The organism is Kitasatospora sp. A2-31 (genome assembly GCF_022288725.1).
In the GTDB taxonomy this organism is placed as follows: Bacteria; Actinomycetota; Actinomycetes; order Streptomycetales; family Streptomycetaceae; genus Kitasatospora.
In genome coordinates, this window is record NZ_JAKNTA010000013.1 from 227,719 (window position 1) to 251,496 (window position 23,778).

22 protein-coding genes are annotated in these 23,778 nt (G+C 73.9%); 12 read left to right on the forward strand and 10 right to left on the reverse strand.

Annotation, left to right across the window (positions count from 1 at the left end):
* Nucleotides 1–888 (reverse strand): selenium-binding family protein (locus tag MCM47_RS30630; protein WP_238865021.1); only part of this gene is annotated, 888 nt, incomplete at its 3' end.
* A gap of 257 nt (nt 889–1,145) precedes the next feature.
* Between MCM47_RS30630 and MCM47_RS30635 the strand changes: the two genes are divergently transcribed.
* The 3 genes from MCM47_RS30635 (at nt 1,146) to MCM47_RS30645 (ending at nt 4,126) form a co-directional block, all read left to right on the forward strand.
* Entirely contained in the window at nt 1,146–2,231 is a 1,086-nt protein-coding gene (locus MCM47_RS30635; protein WP_238865024.1) for an alpha/beta hydrolase, read from the forward strand.
* Nucleotides 2,232–2,287: 56 nt separating this feature from the next.
* On the forward strand, nt 2,288–3,082 hold the full coding sequence (locus MCM47_RS30640; RefSeq protein ID WP_238865107.1) for a spermidine synthase: 795 nt from the start codon (nt 2,288–2,290) through the stop codon (nt 3,080–3,082).
* 207 nt (nt 3,083–3,289) lie between these two features.
* Nucleotides 3,290–4,126 carry a class I SAM-dependent methyltransferase gene (locus tag MCM47_RS30645; RefSeq protein WP_238865026.1) on the forward strand — a complete coding sequence of 279 codons (837 nt, stop codon included), beginning with the start codon at nt 3,290–3,292 and terminating at the stop codon, nt 4,124–4,126.
* A gap of 105 nt (nt 4,127–4,231) precedes the next feature.
* Here the strand turns inward: MCM47_RS30645 and clpB are convergent, their stop codons facing one another.
* The 5 genes from clpB to dnaK are packed head-to-tail and all read right to left on the reverse strand — an operon-like array spanning nt 4,232 to nt 10,763.
* The gene (clpB, locus tag MCM47_RS30650; RefSeq protein ID WP_238865028.1) at nt 4,232–6,868 is read right to left on the reverse strand and encodes an ATP-dependent chaperone ClpB; all 2,637 of its coding nucleotides are present in this window, start codon (nt 6,866–6,868) and stop codon (nt 4,232–4,234) included.
* Nucleotides 6,869–6,875: 7 nt separating this feature from the next.
* Entirely contained in the window at nt 6,876–7,205 is a 330-nt protein-coding gene (locus MCM47_RS30655; RefSeq protein ID WP_238865029.1) for a chaperone modulator CbpM, read from the reverse strand.
* A gap of 13 nt (nt 7,206–7,218) precedes the next feature.
* Nucleotides 7,219–8,208 (reverse strand): DnaJ C-terminal domain-containing protein, encoded by a 990-nt coding sequence (locus tag MCM47_RS30660; protein WP_238865031.1) that lies wholly within the window; start codon nt 8,206–8,208, stop codon nt 7,219–7,221.
* An 8-nt stretch (nt 8,209–8,216) separates the two neighbouring features.
* Nucleotides 8,217–8,819, reverse strand: coding sequence for a nucleotide exchange factor GrpE (locus tag MCM47_RS30665; RefSeq protein WP_238865033.1), 603 nt, complete (start codon nt 8,817–8,819; stop codon nt 8,217–8,219).
* Nucleotides 8,820–8,873: 54 nt separating this feature from the next.
* Nucleotides 8,874–10,763: a molecular chaperone DnaK gene (gene dnaK, locus MCM47_RS30670; RefSeq protein ID WP_238865036.1), complete on the reverse strand. Its 1,890-nt coding sequence runs from the start codon at nt 10,761–10,763 to the stop codon at nt 8,874–8,876.
* A gap of 248 nt (nt 10,764–11,011) precedes the next feature.
* Between dnaK and MCM47_RS30675 the strand changes: the two genes are divergently transcribed.
* Nucleotides 11,012–11,428: an Hsp20/alpha crystallin family protein gene (locus MCM47_RS30675; protein WP_238865038.1), complete on the forward strand. Its 417-nt coding sequence runs from the start codon at nt 11,012–11,014 to the stop codon at nt 11,426–11,428.
* Between the two features lie 105 nt (nt 11,429–11,533).
* On the opposite strand, the gene MCM47_RS30680 is transcribed toward MCM47_RS30675, so the two are convergent.
* Nucleotides 11,534–11,785 carry an ArsR/SmtB family transcription factor gene (locus MCM47_RS30680; protein WP_374209237.1) on the reverse strand — a complete coding sequence of 84 codons (252 nt, stop codon included), beginning with the start codon at nt 11,783–11,785 and terminating at the stop codon, nt 11,534–11,536.
* Between the two features lie 238 nt (nt 11,786–12,023).
* Here MCM47_RS30680 and MCM47_RS30685 point away from each other — a divergent pair, with 238 nt between their 5' ends.
* Complete coding sequence (locus tag MCM47_RS30685) at nt 12,024–12,977, forward strand: NmrA/HSCARG family protein (RefSeq protein WP_238865042.1); 954 nt, start codon at nt 12,024–12,026, stop codon at nt 12,975–12,977.
* Between the two features lie 138 nt (nt 12,978–13,115).
* On the opposite strand, the gene MCM47_RS30690 is transcribed toward MCM47_RS30685, so the two are convergent.
* Both MCM47_RS30690 and MCM47_RS30695 read right to left on the reverse strand, forming a co-directional pair.
* The gene (locus MCM47_RS30690) at nt 13,116–13,775 is read right to left on the reverse strand and encodes a hypothetical protein (protein WP_238865044.1); all 660 of its coding nucleotides are present in this window, start codon (nt 13,773–13,775) and stop codon (nt 13,116–13,118) included.
* Between the two features lie 95 nt (nt 13,776–13,870).
* The gene (locus MCM47_RS30695; protein ID WP_238865046.1) at nt 13,871–15,160 is read right to left on the reverse strand and encodes an MFS transporter; all 1,290 of its coding nucleotides are present in this window, start codon (nt 15,158–15,160) and stop codon (nt 13,871–13,873) included.
* A gap of 145 nt (nt 15,161–15,305) precedes the next feature.
* Between MCM47_RS30695 and MCM47_RS30700 the strand changes: the two genes are divergently transcribed.
* The 4 genes from MCM47_RS30700 to MCM47_RS30715 all read left to right on the forward strand — a co-directional run bounded on the left by MCM47_RS30700 (nt 15,306) and on the right by MCM47_RS30715 (nt 18,592).
* On the forward strand, nt 15,306–15,812 hold the full coding sequence (locus tag MCM47_RS30700; protein WP_238865049.1) for a MarR family winged helix-turn-helix transcriptional regulator: 507 nt from the start codon (nt 15,306–15,308) through the stop codon (nt 15,810–15,812).
* A 273-nt stretch (nt 15,813–16,085) separates the two neighbouring features.
* On the forward strand, nt 16,086–16,763 hold the full coding sequence (locus tag MCM47_RS30705; RefSeq protein WP_238865051.1) for a DedA family protein: 678 nt from the start codon (nt 16,086–16,088) through the stop codon (nt 16,761–16,763).
* A 139-nt stretch (nt 16,764–16,902) separates the two neighbouring features.
* A complete protein-coding gene (locus MCM47_RS30710; protein ID WP_238865052.1) occupies nt 16,903–17,571 on the forward strand; it encodes an O-methyltransferase in 669 nt (222 codons plus the stop codon).
* Between the two features lie 121 nt (nt 17,572–17,692).
* Complete coding sequence (locus MCM47_RS30715) at nt 17,693–18,592, forward strand: Gfo/Idh/MocA family protein (RefSeq protein ID WP_238865054.1); 900 nt, start codon at nt 17,693–17,695, stop codon at nt 18,590–18,592.
* 64 nt (nt 18,593–18,656) lie between these two features.
* Here MCM47_RS30715 and MCM47_RS30720 read toward each other — a convergent pair whose 3' ends face one another.
* Nucleotides 18,657–19,754, reverse strand: a complete 1,098-nt coding sequence (locus MCM47_RS30720; RefSeq protein ID WP_238865057.1) for a hypothetical protein — start codon at nt 19,752–19,754, stop codon at nt 18,657–18,659.
* 97 nt (nt 19,755–19,851) lie between these two features.
* Here MCM47_RS30720 and MCM47_RS30725 point away from each other — a divergent pair, with 97 nt between their 5' ends.
* The 3 genes from MCM47_RS30725 (at nt 19,852) to MCM47_RS30735 (ending at nt 23,704) form a co-directional block, all read left to right on the forward strand.
* Nucleotides 19,852–20,880: a phosphotransferase family protein gene (locus MCM47_RS30725; RefSeq protein WP_238865060.1), complete on the forward strand. Its 1,029-nt coding sequence runs from the start codon at nt 19,852–19,854 to the stop codon at nt 20,878–20,880.
* A gap of 4 nt (nt 20,881–20,884) precedes the next feature.
* Complete coding sequence (locus MCM47_RS30730) at nt 20,885–22,114, forward strand: acyl-CoA dehydrogenase family protein (RefSeq protein ID WP_238865062.1); 1,230 nt, start codon at nt 20,885–20,887, stop codon at nt 22,112–22,114.
* A 198-nt stretch (nt 22,115–22,312) separates the two neighbouring features.
* On the forward strand, nt 22,313–23,704 hold the full coding sequence (locus MCM47_RS30735; protein ID WP_238865064.1) for an esterase: 1,392 nt from the start codon (nt 22,313–22,315) through the stop codon (nt 23,702–23,704).
* Nucleotides 23,705–23,778 lie beyond the last annotated feature (74 nt).

The following is a 23,778-nucleotide window of genomic DNA, read 5'->3' on the forward strand; positions in this document are numbered from 1 at the left end:
GAAGGCCGGGCCCTCCCGGTACCAGAGCCAGACGGAGGCGGACAGGTCCTCGACGTTCACGACCACGCCGGCGAAGCCCCACTCGGCCTGCGGGTCGTGCGCCGGCCGCAGCTCCAGCACCATCTGGTACTGGTCCCCGAGGTCGATCCGCTGCAGGTGCCGCCCCGAGTCCAGCTCCCAGAAGTGCAGCGCGTGCCCGTACTTGCGGCCCAGCAACAGCTCCGGCACCACCCCGTCCTCCACCATCCACGGCGTGCCCCACTCGCTGGTCACCCCCACGTCGCCGCCCAGGTGCCACCAGACGTCGTAGGCGAAGTGCTGCGGTCCGCGCTCCGTCTCCCAGGCGCGCAGCACCTCGAAGGTGGTGTGGTCGAGCAGGGCGACCCCGCCCGGGCCGTCGGCCCCCGTCCCGCCGCCGAGGCAGGACAGGAAGACGCCGTCCGGCCCGCAGTGCAGCGTGTGCGGGCGCGAGTAGCCCGCCCGGGCCGCCAGCTCCTCGGCCGGCACGGTCTTCACCAGCCGCGGCCGGACCGGGTCCGGCCGGGTGTCGAGGACGTGCAGCCTGGACGAGCGCAGCCCGGGTAGCAGCAGGTAGCGCCGCTCCGGGTCCCGGTGGCAGGAGTGCGCCAGCGCGCTGGAACAGGCGTTCCAACCGAAGTGGTGCAGCTCGTCGCCGGGCTCCGGCATGTCGGTGAAGTGGAGCACCCGTCCGTAGGTCGGCGAGCCCGGGTCGGTGTCGACGGTGATCAGCGCGTCCGGCTGCCGCGCCGACCGGTCGAACCCCGCGACGTACGCCAACCGCTCCGGGGGCGCGGCGATCGCCTCGGCGGGCGTTCGGTACAGCGACGGGTCGCCGTGCCCGGCCCGCGACAGGTCTGCGTGCGGCATGCTGACTCCTCAACTCGTTTCACCGACAAGGGGAGTGACTCCGGTCAGGGCAGCGTTCCACAGAACCGCGGGCGCACAGCAGGCGCACGGGAAGCGGGGCGAGCGGGCGGGCGACCCCGCGGGCGACCGGGCAGCCGGTACCGCGCACCGGGCTACCGGCCGGTATCGTCGGTCCAGCAGGAGCGTCGCTCCCGGACCGGCCGGTCCGGCGCCGGCGCGTCGGGGCAGTCTGAGCAGAGAGCCGGGTGCGGACAGGCATGGAATTCCGAGAAGACGTCCTGGGCGCTCCCTACGAGGCCGCCGAGCTCCCGCTCGCCGCCGACGCGGAGGGAACGGTCAGCGCCACTCTGGTGCGCCGGCTGGTGAAGGGCTCGGACCGCGCCGTGCTCTACGTGCACGGCTACAACGACTACTTCTTCCAGACCCACCTCGCCGACCACTACGTCGAGCTCGGCTACTCCTTCTACGCCCTCGACCTGCGCAAGTACGGCCGGTCGCTGCGCCCGCACCACTCGCCGAACTTCGTCCGCGACCTCTCCGAGTACGACGAGGAGCTGGACGCCGCCGTCCGGATCATCCGCGAGGAGGACGGCCACCGCAGGCTGCTGCTCAACGGCCACTCCACCGGCGGCCTGGTCGGCGCCCTGTGGGCCGGACGCCGGGCCGGTCGCGGGCTGGTCGACGCGCTCTTCCTCAACAGTCCGTTCCTCGCCCTGCCGACCGCCCCGGCGGTGCGCACCGTCGGCGGGCCCGCGGTCTCGGCGATCGCGCGGATCTCCCCGACCCGTGTGCTGCCCTCCACGCTCAACCCCCACTACACCCACAGCCTGCACCGCGACCACCGCGGCGAGTGGGACTTCGACCTGCGCCTCAAGCCCGCCGAGGGCTTCCCGCTGTTCGCGGGCTGGCTGGCGGCGATCAACCGGGGCCAGCGCGAGGTCCGGGCCGGACTCGGCATCGACGTGCCGGTCCTGCTGATGGCGTCCACCGCCTCGATCGCCACCACCAGGTGGCACGCGGCGCTGCACCACGCCGACGGGGTGCTGCGCGCCGACGACATCGCCGCCCTGGGACCGCGCCTGGGCCGGCACGTCACCGTCATCCGGATCAAGGGCGGCATGCACGACCTCGTCCTCTCCGGCGAGGCCGCCCGCACCCAGACCTTCACCGAGCTCGACCGCTGGCTCGCCACCTACCTGCCCGCCCCGGAGGCTCCGGCCGTCGGCGCGCAGGACGCTCCGGCCGCCGGCGCCCAGGACGGCGACGGTCCCGTCGGCGTGCAGGACGCTCCGGCCGCCGGGCCCGCCGGCGCCGCGTCGGCGGCGGACCGGACCTCAGCGTGAGCGGTGCGGAGCGGCTGCCGGTCGCGCGCAGGACCGACCTCGGGCAGGCCCGGCTGATGCCGGACATCGACCGCGACGGCGGCTGGCTGCTCACCCTGGACGACACGCCGCAGTCCTACGTCGACCTCGACGACCCCACCCACCTGGAGTTCGAGTACACCCGGCGGCTCGGCCACCTGGTCGACGCGATCGCCCCGGTCGGGCAGCCGATCGACGCCCTCCACCTCGGCGGCGGGGCGCTGACCCTGCCCCGCTACCTCGCCGCCACCCGCCCCGGCTCCCGGCAGCGGGTGGTCGAGGTGGACGGCCCGCTGCTCGCCCTGGTCGAGGAGCAGTTGCCCTGGCAGGGGCCGGGCGTGGACGTCACCGCGGTCGTCGGCGACGCGCGGGTGGCCCTGGCCGACGTCCCGGCCGGCACGCTGGACCTCGTGGTAACGGACGTCTTCCACGGCTCGCGCACCCCCGCGCACCTCACCTCGGTGGAGTTCCTGCGCCTGGCGGCCGCCGCGCTGCGCCCCGGCGGCTGCTACGCCGCCAACCTCGCCGACGGCCCGCCGCTCGCCTTCGCCCGCGCCCAGGCGGCGACGGTGCGCGCCGTCTTCCCCGAGGTCTGCCTGGTCGCGGAGGCCCCGGTGCTGCGCGGCCGCCGTTACGGCAACATCCTGCTGGTCGGCTCGACGGCCCCGCTGCCGGTGACGGACCTCTCCCGCCGCGTGGCCGCCGACATCTTCCCGGCCCGCCTGACGGACGGCGCCGACCTGGCCGCGTTCACCGGCCGCACGACGGCGGTGACCGACGCCGAGGCGACCGACTCGCCCCCGCCGCCGGACGGCGCGTTCAGCGTCGGCTGAGCCGCCCGCGGCCGGCTGCGCGGGGCCTCGCGACCGCAACCGGCCGCGGCGGACACCGCAACCGCTACCGCCACCGGCGCGCCGCGGCCGACACCGCAACCGCCACCGGCGCGCCGCCGCGGCGCGCGACCGGTTCCCGCCCCCCCAGGTGTCAGAATCGGCGGGTCCACGCCGGGAGCAGGTCCGAGACGTCCGAGGGAGCGCGTGATGAGCAGCGGGGAGCGGCCGGAGCTGGGGGCGGTGCCGGAGACGGCGCTGTGGACGCTCTACCAGCGTGCCGCCGAGGCACGCCGGCCGGATTCCGTGTTCCACGACCCCAAGGCCGTCGAACTGGTCGAGCGGATCGACTACCCGTTCGCCGACCGGTTCGGCACGAGCGGCCTCCAGGCACAACTGCAGGCGCTACGGGTGGGGTGTTTCGACCGGGAGGTGGCGGACTTCCTGGCCCGGGAGCCACGCGGCACGGTGGTCTGCCTGGGCGAGGGGCTGGAGACCCAGTTCTGGCGGGTCGACAACGGCCGTGCCCGCTGGCTGACCGTGGACCTGCCCGAGCTGGTGGCACTGCGCGAACGACTGCTGCCACCCGGCCCGCGCCAACGCTGTCTCGCCGCCGACGCCACCACCCTCGGCTGGGCCGAGGAGGTGGACCGCGACCACGGCGTGCTGGTCACTGCACAAGGCCTGCTCATGTACCTCCCGCCGATGCAGGTACGGGCCCTGATCGCCGGCTGCGCCGAGCGGTTCCCGGGTGGCTCGCTGGTCATGGACGCCGTGCCGCGCTGGTTCGGCCGACTCACCCTCACCGGCAGAATGCGCACCCACGGCTACCAGGCGCCTCCGATGCCGTGGGCGATGGACCCCGGAGAGCGGGACAAGCTCCGCACCGCGAGCCCGGCGGTGGCCGCCGTGCGCGATGTCCGGCCGACCGGCGGGCGCGGGCTCGTCGGCGCCCTCCTGCCGCTGATGCTGACCGTCCCGCCGCTGGCCACCCGCCGCCCTTCGGTGACCGTCCTGGAGTTCGCCGAGCGGCCCCGGCGGTCGTAGCCGGAGCGGCGCCGGGCCGACGCGCTCCCGGGCTGTTCGGTGGATCGTCCGGGACAGGACCCACCCTGGCGCCCCGTCGCACGCCTCCCCGGCGACGTCGCCCGGTCAGTGAGGGCTCGGTGTGGCTTCGGCGGGCGGGGTGATGTGGATGGTGAGGTGTCCTTCCTCGGCGTCGGCGGTGATGGTGGAGCCGTCGGCGACGTCGCCGGCGAGGAGGGCCCGGCCGATGCGGGTCTCGACTTCGCGTTGGATGAAGCGGCGCAGGGGCCGTGCTCCGTAGACCGGGTCGAAGCCCTGGTCGGCGATGTGACGGCGGGCCGCCTCGGTCAGGCGCAGGTCCAGGCGGCGGTCGGCGAGCCGGTGACGCAGGTCTTCGGTGAGCAGGTCGACGACGCGTTCGATCTCGGGCATGGTGAGGGGTTTGAAGAGGACGACGTCGTCGATGCGGTTGAGGAACTCGGGCCGGAAGTGGTGGCGTAGTTCGTCCATGACGGCGGCGCGGGCGCCTTCCTTGATCTCGCCGTCGGGGGTGACCCCCTCCAGGAGGTGGTGGGACCCGATGTTGCTGGTCATGATCACCACGGTGTTGCGGAAGTCGACGGTGTGGCCCTGGGCGTCGGTGAGGCGGCCGTCGTCGAGGAGTTGCAGCAGGGTGTTGAAGACGTCCGGGTGGGCCTTCTCGACCTCGTCGAGCAGCAGGACGGAGTAGGGCTTGCGGCGCACCGCCTCGGTGAGCTGGCCGCCCTCCTCGTAGCCGACGTAGCCCGGCGGGGCGCCGACCAGGCGGGAGACGGTGTGCCGTTCCTGGTACTCGCTCATGTCGAGCCGGACCATGTTGTCCTCGGTGTCGAACAGGGCTGCGGCCAGGGTTCTGGCCAGTTCGGTCTTGCCGACGCCGGTCGGGCCGAGGAAGAGGAAGGAGCCGATGGGGCGGCGGGGGTCCTTGACGCCCGAGCGGGCGCGGATGACGGCGTCCGCGACGAGCTGGACGGCTTCGTCCTGGCCGATGACGCGTTCGTGGAGGATCTCGTCCAGCCGCAGGAGCTTGTGGCGCTCGCCCTCCAGGAGGCGGCTGACGGGGATGCCGGTCCAGCGGGCGACGATGGCGGCGATCTCGTCCTCGGTGACGACCTCGCGCAGCAGCCGCCGGCCACCCTGCTTGGCGGCCAGCTGGTCCTCTTCCGCGCGCAGGCGGCGCTCCAGGTCGGGCAGACGGCCGTGGCGCAGCTCGGCGGCGCGGTTGAGGTCGTAGGAGCGTTCGGCGGCCTCGGCCTGGATGCGGGCCTGTTCGATCTCCTCGCGCAGGGCCTGGACCTTTCGCAGGGCCTGGCGCTCGGATTCCCACTGGGCGCGTAGCGCGTCGGCGGCGGCGCGGGCGTCGGCCAGTTCGCGGCGCAGTTCGGTCAGGCGCCGGCGGCCGGCGGGGTCGTCCTCTTTGGCGAGGGCGGCCTCCTCGATCTCCAGGCGGCGGACGCGGCGGGTGAGTTCGTCGAGTTCGGCGGGCATGGAGTCGATCTCGGTGCGCAGCATGGCGCACGCCTCGTCGACGAGGTCGATGGCCTTGTCGGGCAGGAAGCGGTCGGAGATGTAGCGGTGGGAGAGGGTGACCGCGGCCACCAGGGCGCTGTCCTGGATCTTGACGCCGTGGAAGACCTCCAGGCGTTCGCGCAGGCCCCGAAGGATGGAGACGGCGTCCTCCGCGCTGGGTTCGTCGACCATCACGGTCTGGAAGCGGCGTTCCAGGGCGGCGTCCTTCTCGACGTGCTTGCGGTACTCGTCGAGGGTGGTGGCGCCGATCATGTGCAGTTCGCCGCGGGCGAGCATGGGCTTGAGCATGTTGCCGGCGTCCATGGCGCCCTCGGCGGCGCCGGCGCCGACGACGGTGTGCATCTCGTCGACGAACAGCAGGATCCGGCCGGCGGCCGCGGTGACCTCGTGGAGGACGGCCTTGAGGCGCTCCTCGAATTCGCCGCGGTACTTGGCGCCGGCGACCAGCGAGCCCAGGTCGAGGGCGAAGACGGTCTTGTCGCGCAGGCCCTCGGGCACGTCGCCGTGGGCGATGCGCTGGGCCAGGCCCTCGGCGATGGCGGTCTTGCCCACCCCCGGGTCGCCGATCAGTACCGGGTTGTTCTTGGTCTTGCGGGAGAGGATCTGCACGACGCGGCGGATCTCCGCGTCACGGCCGATGACCGGGTCGAGCTTCCCGGTGCGGGCCTCGGCGACGAGGTCGCGCCCGTACTTCTCGAGCGCCTCGTAGGTGACCTCGGGCATGGCGGAGGTGACGCGCTGGTTGCCGCGCACGCCGGTCAGGGCGCTCAGGAACCGCTCCCGGTTCAGGCCGTGGTCGTGCAGGATGCGGCCGGCGGCGCTGTCGGTGCCCTCCTCCAGCAGCGCGAGCAGGAGGTGTTCCACGGACACGTACTCGTCCTTGAGCCGTCCGGCCTCCTGCTCGGCGGTGTCCAGGAGCCGGGCCAGCCGCTGGGTGAGGAAGACCTGACCCGGCGCGGCGCCCGGGCCGGAGACGCTCGGGCGGCGGCCGAGCGCGGCCTCCACCGCGGCACGCACCTGGTCGGCGTCGGCACCGGCCGAGGTGAGCAGCCGGGGGATCAGCCCGTCGCTCTGGTCGAGCAGGGCCAGCAGCAGGTGCTCTCCGTCGACCTCGACGTGGCCGAAGCGCAGCGCCTTGGTCTGGGCGTCCTGGAGGGCTTCCTGGGACTTCTGGGTCAGTCGGTCGGTGTCCACGGCGGCTTCACCTTCTGCCGGTGGTGGCGCGCCCGGCGAGCGCGGCCTCGAGTCGGTCGATGCGGTCCAGCAGGTCGAGGACGACGCCGAGCGCGGCGTAGTTCAGGCCCAGGCCGAAGCGCAGGCGCTGGATGCGGGCCACCCGCATCAGGTGCGTGGCGTCGAAGCGCGGCTGCCCGGCCGGGCCGGTGGCGGGTTCCAGCAACCCGAGCGCGACGTAGCGGCGGACCAGGTCGGGGTGCAGCCCGGTGGCGGCGGCGAACTCGCCCAGCGGGACGCCGATCCGGCGGGCGGCGGTGATGCGCACCAGCGGGTAGCGGTCGGGGTTCTGCGGCACGTCCGATCACCCCTCATCTCCTGCTGCCGTGGGCTCGGGGGTCGAAGCGGGACCGTTCGGCCAGGCGCTGGAGCAGTTCGCGTTCGTCGGGTGTCGGCTCGGGGGGCACCATGATCTTCACCTCGGCGTACAGGTCGCCGGCCGGCCCGCGGGGATCGGGCAGGCCACGCCCGCGCAGCCGCAGCCTGCGCCCGCTGGAGGAACCCGGCGGCAGCTCCACCCGTGCCGGACCGCCGGGGGTCTCCACCTGTACGGAGGCCCCCAGTGCGGCCTCCCACGGGGATACCGGCAGGTCGACGGTGACGTCCCTGCCCTGGACGCGGTAGCGCGGGTGCGGGGCCAGGCGCACCACCAGGTACAGGTCGCCGGCCGGCCCACCGCCGCTGCCCGCCCCGCCCTGCCCCGCCAGGCGGATGCGCTGGCCGTCGGTGACGCCCGCCGGGATGTTGACCTCGTAACTGCGCGGCCCGCCCGAGGTGTTCAGCGTGATGCGGCGCTGCCCGCCGGAGTAGGCGTCCTCCAGGTCGAGGGTGATCTCCGCCTCCTGGTCCTTACCGGGCATCCGCCCGAAGCCGCCGCCGCCCCGCCCCGCACCGCCGAACAGCCCGCCGAGCAGGTCCTCGAAGTCCGCCCCGCCGAAGCCACCGGCACGGTCCCGGCCCTCCCCGAAGCCGGGCCCGCCGGTGTTCACGTACACCCGGCGGCCGCCGCCCCCGCCGAACGGCCCGCCCGCCCCGAACGGCCCGCCCGCACCGGAGGCCGCACCCTCGCGGGCCTGCTGCCAGGCGGGCCCGAACCGGTCGTAGCGGGTCCGAGTGTCCGGATCGGACAGCACCTGGTACGCCTCACTGAGCTCCTTGAACCGCTCCTCCGCCCCCGGCTCCTTGTTCAGATCCGGGTGCCAGCGGCGGGCCAGGCGGCGGTACGCGCGCTGGATCTCCTCGGTGCCGGCGTCCCGGGAGACACCGAGCACCTCGTAGTAGTCGTGGTTCGACGCGGCCATCCGGCTGTTCACTCCCCGGATTTCGCCGCGACCGCAACGACCGCCGGCCGCAGCAGTCCCCGGTCGCTGTCATAACCGGCGCGCAGTACCTCGATGATGCTGCCGGGGGGCGCCTCCGGCTCCGGTCGGACCTGGGCTGCCTCGTGCCGGGCGGGATCGAAGGGCTCGCCGGTGTCGGCGATCCGCCGGTAGCCGAGCTGCTCCAGGACCGCGTACGCCTGCCGGCACACCGCCTCCACCCCGGCGACGATCGTGCGCGGATCGGCCGCGGCGTGCCGCAGTGCCAGTTCGAGGTGGTCCACCACCGGCAGCCACGCGGCGGTCACCCGGTCCCGTTCGGCCCCGCGCTCCTGTCCTGCCTGGCGCTCGTAGCGCTTGCGGAGGTTCTCCGCCTCGGCCACCGCCCGCTGCCAACGGTCCCGCAACTCCTCGACGTCCGGCTCGGGTTCGGGCAGCACCGGCCCACCGGCCGGGCGTTCTTCCTCCACCGGTCCACCGGTGGGCGCAGCCCCGACCGGCCGGGTAGCGGACTGCTGCCCGCTCCCACCGGACGGGCCGGTCGCACCGAGATCCTCGGCCCGTCGGTCGGGCCCGCGTGCCTCGTCGCTCATCGGGACATCACCCCTCGGTCAACGGCTCGCTTCACCGGTCGCCCCACCCTGCGGTCAGCCGGGCCTGAACTCGGCGTCGATCACATCGTCGTCGCCGCCCTGGGACCGGCCGGCGCCCGGGCCGCCCTCGGGCGAGCCGTCACCCGCGCCGCCTGCGGCGGCCGCGAGGCCGTGCGACATCTGCTGCAGGTCCCCGGCCAGCGAGCGCACGCGCTCCAGAGGGGCCTCCTCCTTGACGGCCTGCCGCGCCTCGGCGATCAGTGCCTCGGCCCGCGCCCTGTCGTGCACAGCGACCGCATCCCCCAGCTCGCCCAGCCGCCGCTCCACCTGGTAGGCGGCGCCGTCGAGCTCGTTGCGAGCCTCCACCAGCTCCCGGATGCGGGCGTCCTCGACCCGGTTGCGTTCGGCCTCCTGAACCATCCTCTGGACCTCGGACTCCTCCAGCGTGCCGCTGCCGGAGACGGTGATGCTCTGCTGGGCGCCGGTGTCCGTGTCCTTCGCGGACACGTTCAGAATGCCGTTGGCGTCGATGTCGAACGTCACCTCGATCTGCGGCACGCCCCGGGGCGCGGGGCGGATGTTCTCCAGCCGTACCCGACCGAGCACCCTGTTGTCCGCGGCCCGTTCCCGCTCGCCCTGCAGGACGACCACGTCCACGGCCGGCTGGCCGTCCTCCGCGGTCGTGAACGTCTCGCTGCGCCGGGTGGGAATGGTGGTGTTCCGCTCGATCAGTCTGGTCATCAGCCCGCCGAGCGTCTCCACGCCGAGGGACAGCGGGGTGACGTCCAGCAGCAGCACGTCCTTGACCTCACCCTGCAGCACCGCCGCCTGCACGGCCGCCCCCAGGGCGACGACCTCGTCCGGGTTGACCGACATGTTGGGGTCCTTGCCGCCGGTCAGACGGCGCACCAGCGCCTGAACAGCCGGGATGCGCGTGGACCCGCCGACCAGGATGACCTCGTCCAGGTCGTCGGCGGTCACCTTTCCGTCGGCCATCGCCTGGCGTACCGGGCCCATGCACCGCTCCACCAGGTCCGCGGTGAGCTGCTCGAAGGTGGCCCGCGTGACCGTCGTGGTCAGGTGCTTGGGACCGGAGGCGTCCGCGGTGACGAACGGCAGGTTGATCTGCGTCTGCGCGGTGGCCGACAGCTCCACCTTCGCCTTCTCCGCCGCCTCGTACAGCCGTTGCAGCGCTTGCGGATCACGCCGCAGGTCGATGCCGTTCTGCCGCTGGAAGTCCTCCGCCAGGTGGTCCACCAAGCGGCGGTCGAAGTCGTCCCCGCCCAGGTGGGTGTCCCCCGCGGTCGAGCGCACCTCCACCACCCCGTCGCCCACGTCCAGGACGCTGACGTCGAAGGTGCCGCCGCCCAGGTCGAAGACCAGCACCGTCTCGTGGCCCTTCCGGTCCAGCCCGTACGCGAGCGCCGCCGCCGTCGGCTCGTTGACGATCCGCAGCACCTCCAACCCCGCGATCCGGCCGGCGTCCTTCGTCGCCTGCCGCTGCGCGTCGTTGAAGTACGCGGGGACCGTGATCACCGCCTGCGTGACCTTCTCCCCGAGCTGCTTGGACGCGTCCTCCGCGAGCTTGCGCAGCACTGCCGCCGAGATCTCCTCCGGCGCGTAGGACTTGCCCCGGACCGAGAACCGCACCGCGTCGTCCGGACCCGCCACGACCTCGTAGGAGACCTGCTCCGCCTCCGTGCGCACCTCGCCGAACCGGCGGCCGACGAACCGCTTCGCCGAATACACCGTGCCCTGCGGGTTCAGCACCGACTGGCGGCGGGCCAGCTGGCCCACCAGCCGCTCCCCGGTGTCGGAGATCGCCACCACCGACGGCGTCGTCCGCCCGCCCTCCGCATTGGTGATCACCCGCGGCTGCCCGCCCTCGTACACGGCGATCACCGAGTTCGTCGTTCCCAGGTCGATGCCCACAGCCTTCGCCATCGCAGTGCCTCCGCGTCTCCTGCCGCCCGCGGGCACCTGCGCACACGTGCGCGAGATCCCTCCGGGGGCCGTTGTGGCATGCGCCTACCCGGGGGTGCGAGCCCAAACGGGCGGAGCCCACCAAACGAGAACAGGAAACTTGAGTCTGGTCTTGTCAAGGATGATGCGGCGAGGTATATCAGATGTGTCGGCATCACAGCCGAACAGCAGCAGTCCGACGAACGTCCGTGAACGAGGAGGCGAGAACGATGCTGCTGCGAACAGATCCCTTCCGAGTGCTGGACCGGATGACCCAGGAGCTCTTCGACGGGGGTCGGCTTCCGTCCGGCGTGCCGATGGACGCCTGGCGTGAGGACGGCGCGGTATGGGTCACGTTCGACCTGCCCGGTGTCGCCCCCGACTCCGTCGATCTCCAGGTCGACCACGACGCGCTGACGGTCACGGCCGAGCGCAAGCACGGCTACGCGGAAGACGCGCAGGTGCTCGTCTCCGAGCGCCCGGTCGGCACCTTCACGCGTCAGCTGTCCCTCGGGGAGGCGCTCGATGCGGACAACATCGAGGCGACCTACGACGCAGGTGTGCTGAAGCTGCGGATCCCCGTGGCCGACCAGGCGAAGCCGCGCAAGATCGAGATCAACGAGGGTCGCAGGGCACTGCAGTCCTGACGCCTTCGAGCATGCCGAACGGGCCGGGCGCACGTCGAGTCCGTGCTGCCGGAGCCGGCCCGTTCGGCCGGCCTCCCGGCCCTCCCGCGACGTCGCCCCGACGCGTCACGGTGTGCCGCGGAGCACCTCCGCGAGCCGGGCCATCACGTCCTCGTCGCGCTTGTAGTGGATCCACTTGCCGATGCGCGTGGACTGCACGAGGCCCGCCCGCTCCAGGGTCGCCATGTACGACGAGACCGTCGACTGCGCCAGCCCCGACTTGGCCTGCAGGTGGCTGACGCAGACCCCGACCTCGTCCCGATCGGCGATCGGCTCCCACTGGGAGAACTCGCCGTGCGGGTCCCGCAGCCAGTTCATGATCTGCCACCGCGCGGGGTTCGCCAGGGCCTTCAGGGCTTCGACCGCGTCCAGGGGGTGGTCGCCCCCCGGGCGCGTTGCGTGTGACGTCGCCACGGCCTCCTCCTCGCATCCACGCACCATCGTATCTCGATGTGACGTACTGACCCCTCCGGGTCGGGTTTACGAATTGACGAATCGAAATGTGTCGATATGATCTCCCTGATCATTCACCGGACCCCCGGAGAGGGAGTGCAGGATGGCCGACGAAGGCAAGCCGTTGATCGTCGTCGCGGGTGCGACCAGCAAGCAGGGCAGGAGTGTCGCCACGTCCCTGCTCGAGAGCGGGAGGTTCCGGGTGCGGGCCCTGACCCGAGCCGCCGGCTCCGCCCAGGCCGGGAAGCTCGCGAGGATGGGCGCACAGATCGTCACGGTCCCCCCGGAGCCCGGCCGTCATGGCGAGTTCGTCGAGGCGTTCCGATCGGCCGACGGGGCCTTCCTCATGACGCCGCCCGTCGCGCCGCCGTCCACCGCCGAGTTCGCCCTCGGGTGCCGGCTCGCCGATGCCGCGGTCGAGGCCGGCGTCGGACACCTCGTCTTCAGCACGCTCGAAAACGTCCGGGAGAGGTCGTCGGGTGCCAAGTACGCCCCGCACTTCACCGACAAGGCGCTCATCGCCGACCACATCCGGACCCTGCCGGTCGCGCACACCTTCGTCATGCTCTCGTTCTTCTACACCAATGCCCTGGAGTACTACGCCCCCCGCATCGACGGCGACACCGTGCTGATGCCCTTCTACCTCCCCGAAGACTTCCGTGCCCCTTTCGTGGACCCGCTCACCGCGACCGGGCCGGCCGTCCTCGAGGTGTTCTCCGATCCGGCCTCCTACGTCGGTGCCTCCCTCCCGGTCGTCGGCGACACCGTCTCCCCGGGGGAGATGGTCGAGGCGTTCTCCCGCGTCACCGGGCTCAAGGCCGAGTACCGCGACGCCTGCTCCAGGAACGGCCTGCTGACCTACTTCCCCGAGCTGGGGGAGAACCCGCTGCTGGTCGACGAGATCCTCGGCATGGCCGAGTACGCCGTGGAGTTCGGATACTTCCGACACGACCGCGACACCGAGTGGAGCAGGCGCATCGATCCGGACGCGCTGAGCTGGGAGCAGTTCCTCCGCAGGACCGACTGGCGGGGCGAGCGGGTCTCCTTCGGCCGTTAGAGGCCCTGGTCGCGGGCCGCGTCGACCCCCCGCCGGGGGCGACCGTCCTGCTGGACGCCGTCCCCGGTGGTCCGGCCGGTCCGATTGGTGCCCTGCCCTGCTGCGGCGGGCGCGGCAGGCGCTCGGCGCCGGTCGGCGTCAGCGCACGGCCACCGTGGTCGTGACGCGGACCAGGCAGGGGGTGCGGGGCGTGGAGCCGAAGCCGAACCGCACGGGTGTGACCGGTGCGAGCGGGCCGAGCTCCCGGTCCTCGAGGACGGCGGTGGCAGTGGTGAGCAGGTGGAGGACGCGGACGCCGTACCACTCCCGCCGCCCCCGTCCGGCCGTGCCGCGGGTGCGCACGCCCAGCAGGAGCCGGGCTAGCGGGTCGGTCACGGCGGTCCACGCCGGACGGGCGGCGATCGGAGCGGGGACGGCCCGGAGCAGGTGTCCGAGGGCGTTCCGCCGTCCGACGGTGAAGTGGAGGTCGAGCGGGCCCGCCGCGACCCGCCAGTCCACCGGCCCCGGATCCACCCGGACAGGTGCGATCAGCACCCGGTCGAAGGCGTACGTCCCGGCGACGAAGCCGGCGGTCGACTCGGTGGGGGCCAGCAGGAGCCGGTCCCCGTCCGCGCGCTCGACCATGACGTCGGTGAACGGCCCGAGCGGCGACGCCGGCCAGTGGCCCACCACCAGACGGGTGCCGGAGGCCGTCCCGAGCCCGGCGATCCAGCCGTCGAACCGCAGGCGGGCGGGCCGCCGAGGGCCACGTGCGGGCGCGGTGGGCGCTCCGCCGCGTCCATCGCGTAGCGGGTCCATCGTTCCTCCTCCGCGGGCTTCACCAGCCTAGCCACGGCTGCCTCGGCGCGGCCCGGTCCCGGGAGCCCGGGCGGGGGCCGTACCGGGGCGGCCGGTCAGCCGCCCAGCGTGATCAGGGCGGCGATCGCCGGACCGAACGCGCCGCCCAGCTGGTAGCAGAGGTTGAACAGGCCGATCGCCGTGGGCCGCTGGTCGGCCGACGTGGCCTGGGCGGCGGCGACCGCCAGCGTCGCCTGGCCCGCACTCGTCGCGAGGACGGCCAGGGCCGCGACCGGCAGGAGCAGTGGAGCCCAGGGGGTCAGCGCCGCGGTGAGCGGCGCCAGCGCGCCGGCCGTGAGCACGATCGCCAGGACCCGCCGGCGGCCCATCCGGGCCGCGGCCGCGGCCAGCGCCATGGCGAGCGCCGATCCGGTGAGGAGGGCGACCAGCTGGCCGGTGCCGATGGTGGAGGTGGACCAGCCGGTCCGGTCGCGCAGCCACTGCGGGACGGCGAAGAGCAGCGTGAAGTACGAGGTCGACACGGTGCAGGCGAGCAGGGCGGAGAGGACGAACGTCCGGGTGCGCAGCAGCGACAGCGGGACGAAGCCCGTGGGATTGGAGCGGACGTGGAGCACCAGCAGTGCTGCCGCCACCAGCGAGGCCGCGATCGCCGGGAGCGGGTAGCGCGGGACGAGCACCAGGGCGGTGGCCGGCAGGATCAGCAGCGCGGCGCCGCGGCCGTCGAAGGGGGTGGTCCGTGGCGGCGCGGACCGGTCGGCGCGGCGCATGACGGCCGGCACGGCCAGGAGGGCGACGGCCCCCACCGCGAGGGACAACCGCCAGGAGGTCGCCCCGGCGACGGCCGAGCCGAGCAGCGGACCCACCGCCCCCAGCGTCCCGAAGCCCGCGGTGATCACGCCCATCCGGCGGACCGAGCCCGCCAGGCTCATCGCCGCCGTGACCAGGCCGGCGCCACCCACTGCCTGGGCCGCCCGCCCGGCCATCGCGAGCGGCAGCCAGGGCGCCGCGGCGACGACCGCGGTGCCGGCCACGATCAGGGCGGTGCCCAGCCGCAGCGTGCCGCCCAGGCCGCGGCGTCGCAGCAGGCTCGCCATCAGCGGGGTGCCGACGGCCATGGCCCAGGCGTAGACGGTGACGAGCCAGGTCGCGGTGGTCGTGCGGACGCCGAGCGAGTCGGCCATCTCGGGAAGGATCAGGACCGGGCTGTTGGCGCTCGCGGCGACCGGGGTGGCCAGCAGCGCCAACCACGCGACCGGTACCGGGCGGCGCGCAGCGGTCCCCGTGCCGGCCGGCCGGGGCGCGGCGGTGCGGGTGCCGTTCTGGTCCCGCCGGGCTTCGTGTCGGCTCTCGTTCTGGTGGTGGGCGCGCAGGGTCGGCGCGGACATCGGATGCCCCCCTCGTTCAGGACCGTCAATCTCAACGCTGAGATAACAACATCTGGCTCTCTTAGAGTCAAGTATCTCGAAACTAAGAGAATCGATCCTGATAGAGTTCCCCTTGGGAGAGTCGGGATCGAGAGGAGTGACGGCGATGAGCGACGCCGTGGACGCGATCATCGGGCAGTGGGCCAAGGAGCGCCCCGAAGCCCTGGAGGCTCTCTGGCCGGTCGAGCTCTTCGGGCGCGTCCAGCGCCTCGCCCTGGTGGTCGAGCGGTCGGTCAAGGCCACCGCGGCCGCGCACGGCCTGGACGTCGGCGAGTTCGACCTGCTCGTCACCCTGCAGCGCTCCGGGCCGCCCTACGCCCTGACGGCCGGGACGTTCCTCAAGGCGTCCATGGTCTCCTCAGGGACGATCACCAACCGCGTCGACCGGATGGAGGGCAAGGGCCTGGTGGAGCGCGTACGGGACGGGGAGGACCGGCGCACGGTCAAGATCCGGCTCACCGAACGCGGGCACGAGGTCACCCGGGCCGCCTTCGCCGACCATCTGGCGAACTACGCGAAGCTCCTGGCCGATGTCGACCGCGACCTGGTCGAGGAGTCCGGCGACGCCCTGCGCCGCGTCCTGGAGGCCCTCGGCGACACCAGCATCACCTGACGGCCGACCGGCGCGCGGTGCCCGAGCGACGCGGCTCCCGCCTCCCGCGGGCCGGCTCGGCGACGCCGAGCGCTGCCGTGCGTTCGGCGGAACCACCAGAACGCGGCGTACGTCGTAATCGGGGGTGATCGGCCGGGGGGACAGGCCGCCTCGGCACGTTAGGCTGCACTTTCGGGGAGCGGCCTGTGCCGCCATGATCGACGTCGAGACCGCCGGCCGCGCACCGCACGCGTACCGCCGCCGCGGCTCGTCCTGCCACGGAGGTAACTGGCCTTGCACATCGACGCCTGGATCGAGAGCGTACCGCCGAACGCGGTGTACGCCCTGGTCGCGCTGATCATCGGGCTGGAGTCCCTGGGCATCCCGCTGCCCGGCGAGATCGCGCTGGTGTCGGCGGCCCTGCTGTCCGCCAAGGGCGTGGTGAGCCCCGTCTGGGTGGCGGGCTGCGCGATCGCTGGCGCGATCATCGGTGACTCGATCGGCTACTCGATCGGCCGCAAGGGCGGCAAGCAGCTGTTCGAGAAGCTCGGACGGAAGTTCCCCAAGCACTTCGGACCGGACCACCTGGCCAGCGCCGAGCGCTCGTTCCAGAAGTGGGGCATGTGGGCGGTCTTCTTCGGCCGCTTCATCGCCCTGCTGCGCATCTTCGCCGGCCCGCTCGCCGGCGCGCTGAAGATGCCGTACTGGAAGTTCCTCATCGCCAACGTGCTCGGGGGCGTGGTCTGGGCCGGCGGCACCACGCTGCTGGTGTACCAGGTGGGCAAGGTGGCCGAGCAGTGGCTGTCGCGCTTCTCCTGGGTGGGCCTGTTGCTGGCCGTGCTGATCGGCGCGCTCTCGGCCTGGATCATGAAGCGCAGGGCCGCCAGGACCGCGAAGCAGCGCGAGGCCGAGGACGCGGCCGCCGCCACCGCAGCCGCCGAGCCGACGGCCGCCGCACCCGCCGTGGACTGAACCGTCCGCAGCGGACGGGTGCGGACGCGCCGCAGCGCCGCACGTCGTCGGGCTTGTCGCTCCAGCGGAGCGGCCACACCGCCGGGGTAGCATCGGGCTACCCCGGCGGTGGCACGTGAAGCAGCAGGTGGAGGGCCCGATGACGCAGCAGACGTGGGACGCGGTGGACGCGTACTTCACCGATCGGCTGATCGGCCACGATCCGGAGCTGGAGGCCGCGGCGGCCGCTGCCGACCGGGCCGGGCTGCCGCACATCGCCGTCGCGCCCAACCAGGGCAAGCTGCTCCACCTGCTGGCCCTCACCCAGGGGGCCCGCCGGATCCTGGAGGTCGGCACGCTCGGCGGCTACAGCGCGATCTGGCTGGCCCGGGCGCTGCCCGCCGACGGCCGGCTGATCACGCTGGAGATCGACCCCCGCCACGCCGAGGTCGCCCGGGGCAACCTCGCCCGGGCCGGGCTGGACGGCGTCGCCGAGGTCCGGACCGGCCCGGCCGCGGACACCTTGGCCGAGCTGGTGGCGGGCGGCGTCGAGCCGTTCGACCTGGTCTTCATCGACGCGGACAAGCAGAGCAACCCGGAGTACTTCGCCCGGGCGCTGGAGCTGACCCGCCCCGGCTCGCTGATCGTCGTGGACAACGTCGTCCGCGGCGGCGCCGTCGCCGACGCCGCGAGCACCGACCCGGCGGTCACCGCCACCCGGCGCCTGCACGACCTGATCGCCGCCGAGCCGCGGGTCTCCGCGACCTCGGTGCAGACGGTGGGCGCCAAGGGCTACGACGGCTTCACCCTGGCCCGCGTGCGGAGCTGAGCCGCACCGCGGAGCCGCACCGCGCAGCGGAGCGGCCCGCGCACCGGACGCCGCGGAACCGGCCGGAGCGCCATGAACGGGACCGGCGGACCGGCCCACCGACGAGAGAGCGGAGGACAGCATGCGGATCGGACTGCTGGGCACCGGCCCCTGGGCGGAGCGGGTGCACGCACCCGTCCTGGCGGAGCACCCCGCCTACGAGTTCGCGGGTGTCTGGGGCCGCCGGCCCGAGGCGGCCGCCGCGCTCGGTGCGGCGCACGGCGTGCCCGGGTACGCCGACCTCGACCGGCTGCTCGCCGAGGTGGACGCCGTCTCCATCGCCCTCCCGCCGACCGTCCAGGCGGATCTCGCGGTGCGGGCCGCCGAGGCCGGCTGCCACCTGCTGCTGGACAAGCCGGTCGCGCTGACCGTCCCGGACGCCCGACGCGTGGTCGGGGCGATCGGTGCCGGCGGCCTCGCCTCGGTGGTCTTCTTCACCGTCCGCTTCGGCGGCGAGCAGATCCCGTGGATCGAGAAGCAGGCCGCGGTTGGCGGCTGGTTCACCGGCCGCTCCGACTGGCTCGGCTCGGTCTTCGCCCCCGACAGCACCAGCCCGTACGCGGCGTCGCCCTGGCGCCGCGAGAAGGGCGCGCTCTGGGACGTCGGCCCGCACGCGCTCTCCGTCCTGCTGCCGGTGCTCGGCGACGCGGTGCAGGTCACCGCTGTGGCAGGCCCGCTGGACACCGTCCACCTGGTCCTGCGGCACACCGGCGGGGCGTCCAGCACCCTCGCGCTCAGCCTGACCGCGCCGCTGGCCGGAGGCGGCACCGGCATGGAACTGCGCGGCGAGGCCGGCGTCGTCCACCTTCCCGAGCGCGGCGAGGGCCCGGTCGCCGCCCTCCACCGTGCCCTCGACGCCCTGGCCGACTCCGCCCGCACCGGCGTCCCGCACCCCTGCGACGCCGCCTTCGGCCTCCGCGTGGTCGAGATCCTGGCCGCTGCCGAGCACTCCCTCACCACGGGCACCACGGTCGACGTCTGAGCCCCCCGCCGGCGGCCGGACCCCGGCGCTGCCGCGGGCCGGGAGCGGAGCGGCCGACGCCGGATCAGGCCGGGCCCGGCGGGGTGGGGCGGCGGTCGGCGGGGCGGGCCGGGGGGATGGGAGGGGCGTGGAAGTCGCGGGGCCCGGTCCACAGGGCGGGGACGGCGTCGCTGCGGCGGGCCAGCTCGTAGGCCAGCGCCTCGTAGTTGACGCGCCAGCCGTGGAAGTGCGGCCAGGCGTCGGCGGTGGCGCGCTCGCGGGGGAAGCCGGCTGCGGTGATCATGGCGACGGCGGCGTCGAACTCGGTGTAGGTGAGCCGGATCGGGGTGTCGGGGGAGGGGTCCGGGTCGAAGTCCACGCGCAGCGAACGGGCGATGTCGCGCAGCGCGGTGAACCCGGCGCGCAGGACCAGGCGGGCCTCGGGCGGTGCGGAGCGCGGGTTGACGGCCAGGTGGATGGCGGCGGCGTCCATCACCGCGGTCAGGCCGACCACCCAGCTGCGGTTCGGCTGCGGGGAGCGGAAGGAGAGCAGCACGGGGTAGTTGGAGTGGCTCTCGCCGATGTCCGCGGCCAGCCGCTCCCAGTCGCGGTAGAGCTGGGGCAGCGCCGTCTCGGTGTCGACCAGCGACTGGCGGGCCAGCAGCTCCGGGCCCCAGGCGGGCTCGCCCGCCCGCGACTGGAGGAGCGTCACCTCGACCTCCCGGCGGTTGTAGGCGCCGTAGAGGGTGGGCAGGTAGGAGATCTGCAGGGCGATCACCAGCGGGCCGCTGGCGGCGGCCATGAAGTCGATCACGGAGAGGTGCAGGCGGTCGCCGCTGGCGAAGCCGAGCGTGAAGAGGCTGGATCCCGCCTCACGGAAGGAGACCGCCCAGTCCAGCTGCGAGGTGCCGTGCAGCAGCAGCGTGTAGGCGATCAGCATGGTCCCCAGCCAGACCCCCAGCATGCCGAGCAGGACCAGCGGGGCGAGCCAGGTCTGTACCCGGTCCTGCGTGTGGTAGCCGCCGAACGGCTGCGCGAGCAGCCGCAGCAGTGCCCGCAGGGCGCGCCAGAGCCGGTGCACCAGGGCGGAGTAGAGCCCGCGCGGGACCACCAGGGTCCGCAGGATGCTGGCGACGGTCAGGACCAGGAGCAGCGCACCGGCCAGCGTGTGGATCAACCTCATGGAGGACATTCTGGCGGTCCGGCGGCATTGACACGGTACGGCCCACCGCTGAATGCTAAGCAAGCGCTTAGTCAGTCCGAGGTGAGGAGAGCGATCCGTGCCAGAGAACCCCGTCGACCCGCCCGGCCTCGACCTCGCCCGCGTCCGCGCCCACCTGGACCGCGAGCTGCCCGGCACGGTGCAGGGCCCGCTGGGCGCCGAGCTGATCGAGGGCGGGCGCTCCAACCTCACGTACGTGCTCACCGACGGCACCGACCGCTGGGTGCTGCGCCGTCCGCCGCTCGGTCACGTGCTCGCCACCGCCCACGACATGGGCCGCGAGCACCGGGTGATGACCGCGCTCGGCGGCACCGGCGTGCCGGTCCCCGGCACCCTCCTGCTCGACCCGGGCACGGACACGCTCGGCGCGCCCTGGTACCTGATGGAGTTCGTCCCCGGAACCGCCCACCGGGACGCCGCCACCCTCGCCGGCCTCGGCGCCGCGCGCGTCCACGCGATCGGCGAGCGGCTGGTCGACACCCTCGCCGCCCTGCACCGGATCGACCCGGCGGCCGTCGGGCTCGCCGACTTCGGCCGCCCGGACGGCTACCTGGAGCGCCAGCTGCGCCGCTGGTCCACCCAGCTGGCCGCCTCCCGCAGCCGCGAGCTGCCCGGCGTCGACCGGCTGCACGGCCTGCTCGCCGCCCGGCTGCCGGAGTCCCCCGCACCCGCCCTGGTCCACGGCGACTACCGGCTGGACAACGTGCTCGTCGACGAGCACGACGCCGTCGCCGCCGTCCTCGACTGGGAGATGTCCACCCTCGGGGACCCGCTCACCGACGTCGGCCTGCTGGTGATGTACACCGAGCTGGCCGGGGTCGGCGGCGGCATCATCCCTTCCGCCGCCACCGCCCCGGGCTTCCCCTCGGCCGGCGAGCTGGTCGCCCGGTACGCCGGGCTCACCGGCCGCGACGCCGCCGACCTCGACTGGTACGTCGCCTTCGCCTCCTTCAAGCTCGCCGTCGTCGCCGAGGGCATCCACTACCGGTTCCAGCAGGGCGGCACCCTCGGCGCGGGCTTCGAACGGGCCGGCGAGATCGCGCCCGTCCTCGCCGAGCACGGCCTGACCACCCTCAAGGAGCGCTGACCCGATGGACTTCGCCCACGACGCCCGCACGCTCGAACTGCGCGAACGGCTGCTGGCCTTCATGGACGCGCACGTGTACCCGGCCGAACCCGTTCTGGAGGCACAGCTCGCCGACCCGGCCCGCACCGCCTGGGCCGTGCCGCCGATCGTCGCCGAACTGCAGGCCGAGGCCCGCAAGCAGGGCCTGTGGAACCTCTTCCTGACCGATCGGCACGGTCCGCCCGGTGGGCCGGGCGCCGGGCTGACCAACCTTCAGTACGCCCCGCTCGCCGAGATCACCGGCCGCAGCCCGCAGCTCGCGCCGCCCGCCCTCAACTGCGCCGCGCCCGACACCGGCAACATGGAACTGCTCGCCCAGTTCGGCTCCGCCGAGCAGAAGCGGCAGTGGCTCGCGCCGCTCCTCGACGCCGAGATCCGCTCCGCCTTCGCGATGACCGAGCCGGAGGTCGCCTCCTCCGACGCCACCAACATCGAGACCCGGATCGAGCGCGACGGCGACGACTACGTGATCACCGGCCGCAAGTGGTACATCACCGGCGCGATGAACCCGCAGTGCCGGATCCTCATCGTGATGGGCAAGACCGACCCCGGCGCCGACCCGCACCGGCAGCAGAGCATGGTGCTCGTCCCGCGCGACACCCCCGGGGTCACCGTCCGGCGCGGGATGAAGGTCTTCGGTTACGACGACTCCGACCACGGCGGCCACGCCGAGATCCACTTCGACGGCGTCCGCGTCCCGGCGGCGAACCTGATCGGGGAGGAGGGCGCCGGTTTCGCGATCGCCCAGGCCCGGCTCGGCCCGGGCCGGATCCACCACTGCATGCGGGCCATCGGCATGGCCGAGCGGGCCGTCGAGCTGATGTGCCGGCGGACCCTGGACCGGGTCGCCTTCGGCCGGCCGCTCGCGGAGCAGGGCGTGGTGCAGGACTGGATCGCCGAGTCCCGCGTCCGGATCGAGCAGCTGAGGCTGCTGGTGCTCAAGACCGCCTGGCTGATGGACACCGTCGGCAACCGCGGCGCGCACACCGAGATCCAGGCCATCAAGATCGCCACCCCGAGTACCGTCGAGTGGATCCTCGACAAGGCCGTCCAGGCCCACGGCGCGGCCGGCGTCGGTCAGGACACCCCGCTCGCCCAGCTCTGGGCCGGCAACCGCACGCTGCGCCTGGCCGACGGTCCCGACGAGGTGCACAAGCGCTCGCTCGCCCGGCGCGAGCTGAAGCGCCACCGCTGACCGGCCGTCGACGCGCCGCCGGCCCCGCCCCCAGGGGCGAGCCCGGAACGCGACGCTCCCGCGAACGGGTGTCACCTCAGGGTGGATCCGGGAGAGTCGGTCCCGAGGTATGACGTCCACGCACCACCCCGGCCCGTACTGTCGCGGTACGGGCCGGCCGGTCGGCGGCGGGCGGGGACGAACGGGGAGCGGGCGACCATGCACGAGCGGGGGCAGGAGCAGTACCGGGGCGACGACCGGGCACAGGAGCAAGGACAGCCGGGGGAAGGCGCGGCGGCACGTACCCGGGCACCCGGTCGGTCCGCGGCCCGGCGCCGCAGCCGGGCGGCGCGGACCGGGATCGCCGCGGTGCTGGCGGCGACGGCGCTGCTGGGCACGGCCGCCGTACCGGCGACGGCGACGGCCCCGGCCCCGGCCTGGACGCAGCGGCAGGCCCGCGCCTGGCTGCCCGAGCCCACCGGGCCCCACCCGGTCGGCACCACCACGCTGCACCTCACCGACACCGGGCGGCAGGACCCGTGGAAGCCGGACCGGGCCCGCGAGCTGATGATCAGCCTCTGGTACCCGACCGCGCGCCCCGCCAGCGGCGACGACCGCGCCCCCTACATGGACCCGCGCGCGGCCGAGCACTTCGGCAGCGCGGACGGCGCCGCCGTCTTCAACTACCGCACCGAGCCCGGCCGGACGGCCTGGCAGGGGATCCGCACCCACGCCCGCCAGGACGCGCCCGCGCTGCCCGGCCGCGGCCCCCGCCCGGTGGTGCTCTACTCGGCCGGCCTCGGCGACCCGCGCACCTGGGGCACCGGCCTGGTCGAGGACCTCGCCTCCCGCGGCTACGTGGTGGTCACCGTGGACCACACCTACGACGCGTCCGAGGTGGTCTTCCCGGACGGCACCCGCGCCGACTCCGTCCTCCCCGGCATGGCCGGCCCGGGCCTGGACGTCGGCGCCCTGCTGCGCAAGGTCATGCGGACCCGGGTCGACGACACCCGCTTCGTCCTGGACGAGCTGGCCGCGCTGCGCACCGACGGGCGGCTGCCGGCCGGCCTCGGGGCCTCGCTCGACCTGGGCCGGATCGGCATGGTCGGCCATTCGGCCGGCGGGTTCACCGCCGTGCAGACCATGCACGACGACCCGCGGATCGCGGCCGGGATCGACATGGACGGCCAACTGCACTTCCCGGGACCGGACGGCACCGGCGTCCATCCGGCCAGCGTCGCCGAGGACGGCCTGGACCGACCGTTCCTGCTGATGGGCACCGGGAGCGAGGACTCCGGTGACTACCACCACCAGCCCGGCTGGGATGCGCTCTGGCAGCACAGCAACGGGTGGAAGGCGGACGTCACGCTCACCGGCTCCCGGCACGGCTCGTACACCGACGCGCAGTCGCTGCTGCCGCAGGTCGCCCGGCAGGGCGCCGTGTCGGGGGAGGCGCTGCGCTCCGACGTCGGGGACGTCCGGCCGGAGCGCGCCGTGGCGGCGACCCGCGCGTACGTCGCGTCGTTCTTCGACCGCTGGCTGCGCGGCCGCGACGACCACCTCCTGGACGGGCCCTCGCCGCGCTTCCCGGAGATGGAGTTCGCGCGCTAGTCCCGGCCCGCCGTCCCCGCGGGCCGGTGAGCCCGCGGGGACGGCGGCGCGGCCACGACGACGGCATGGCCGGG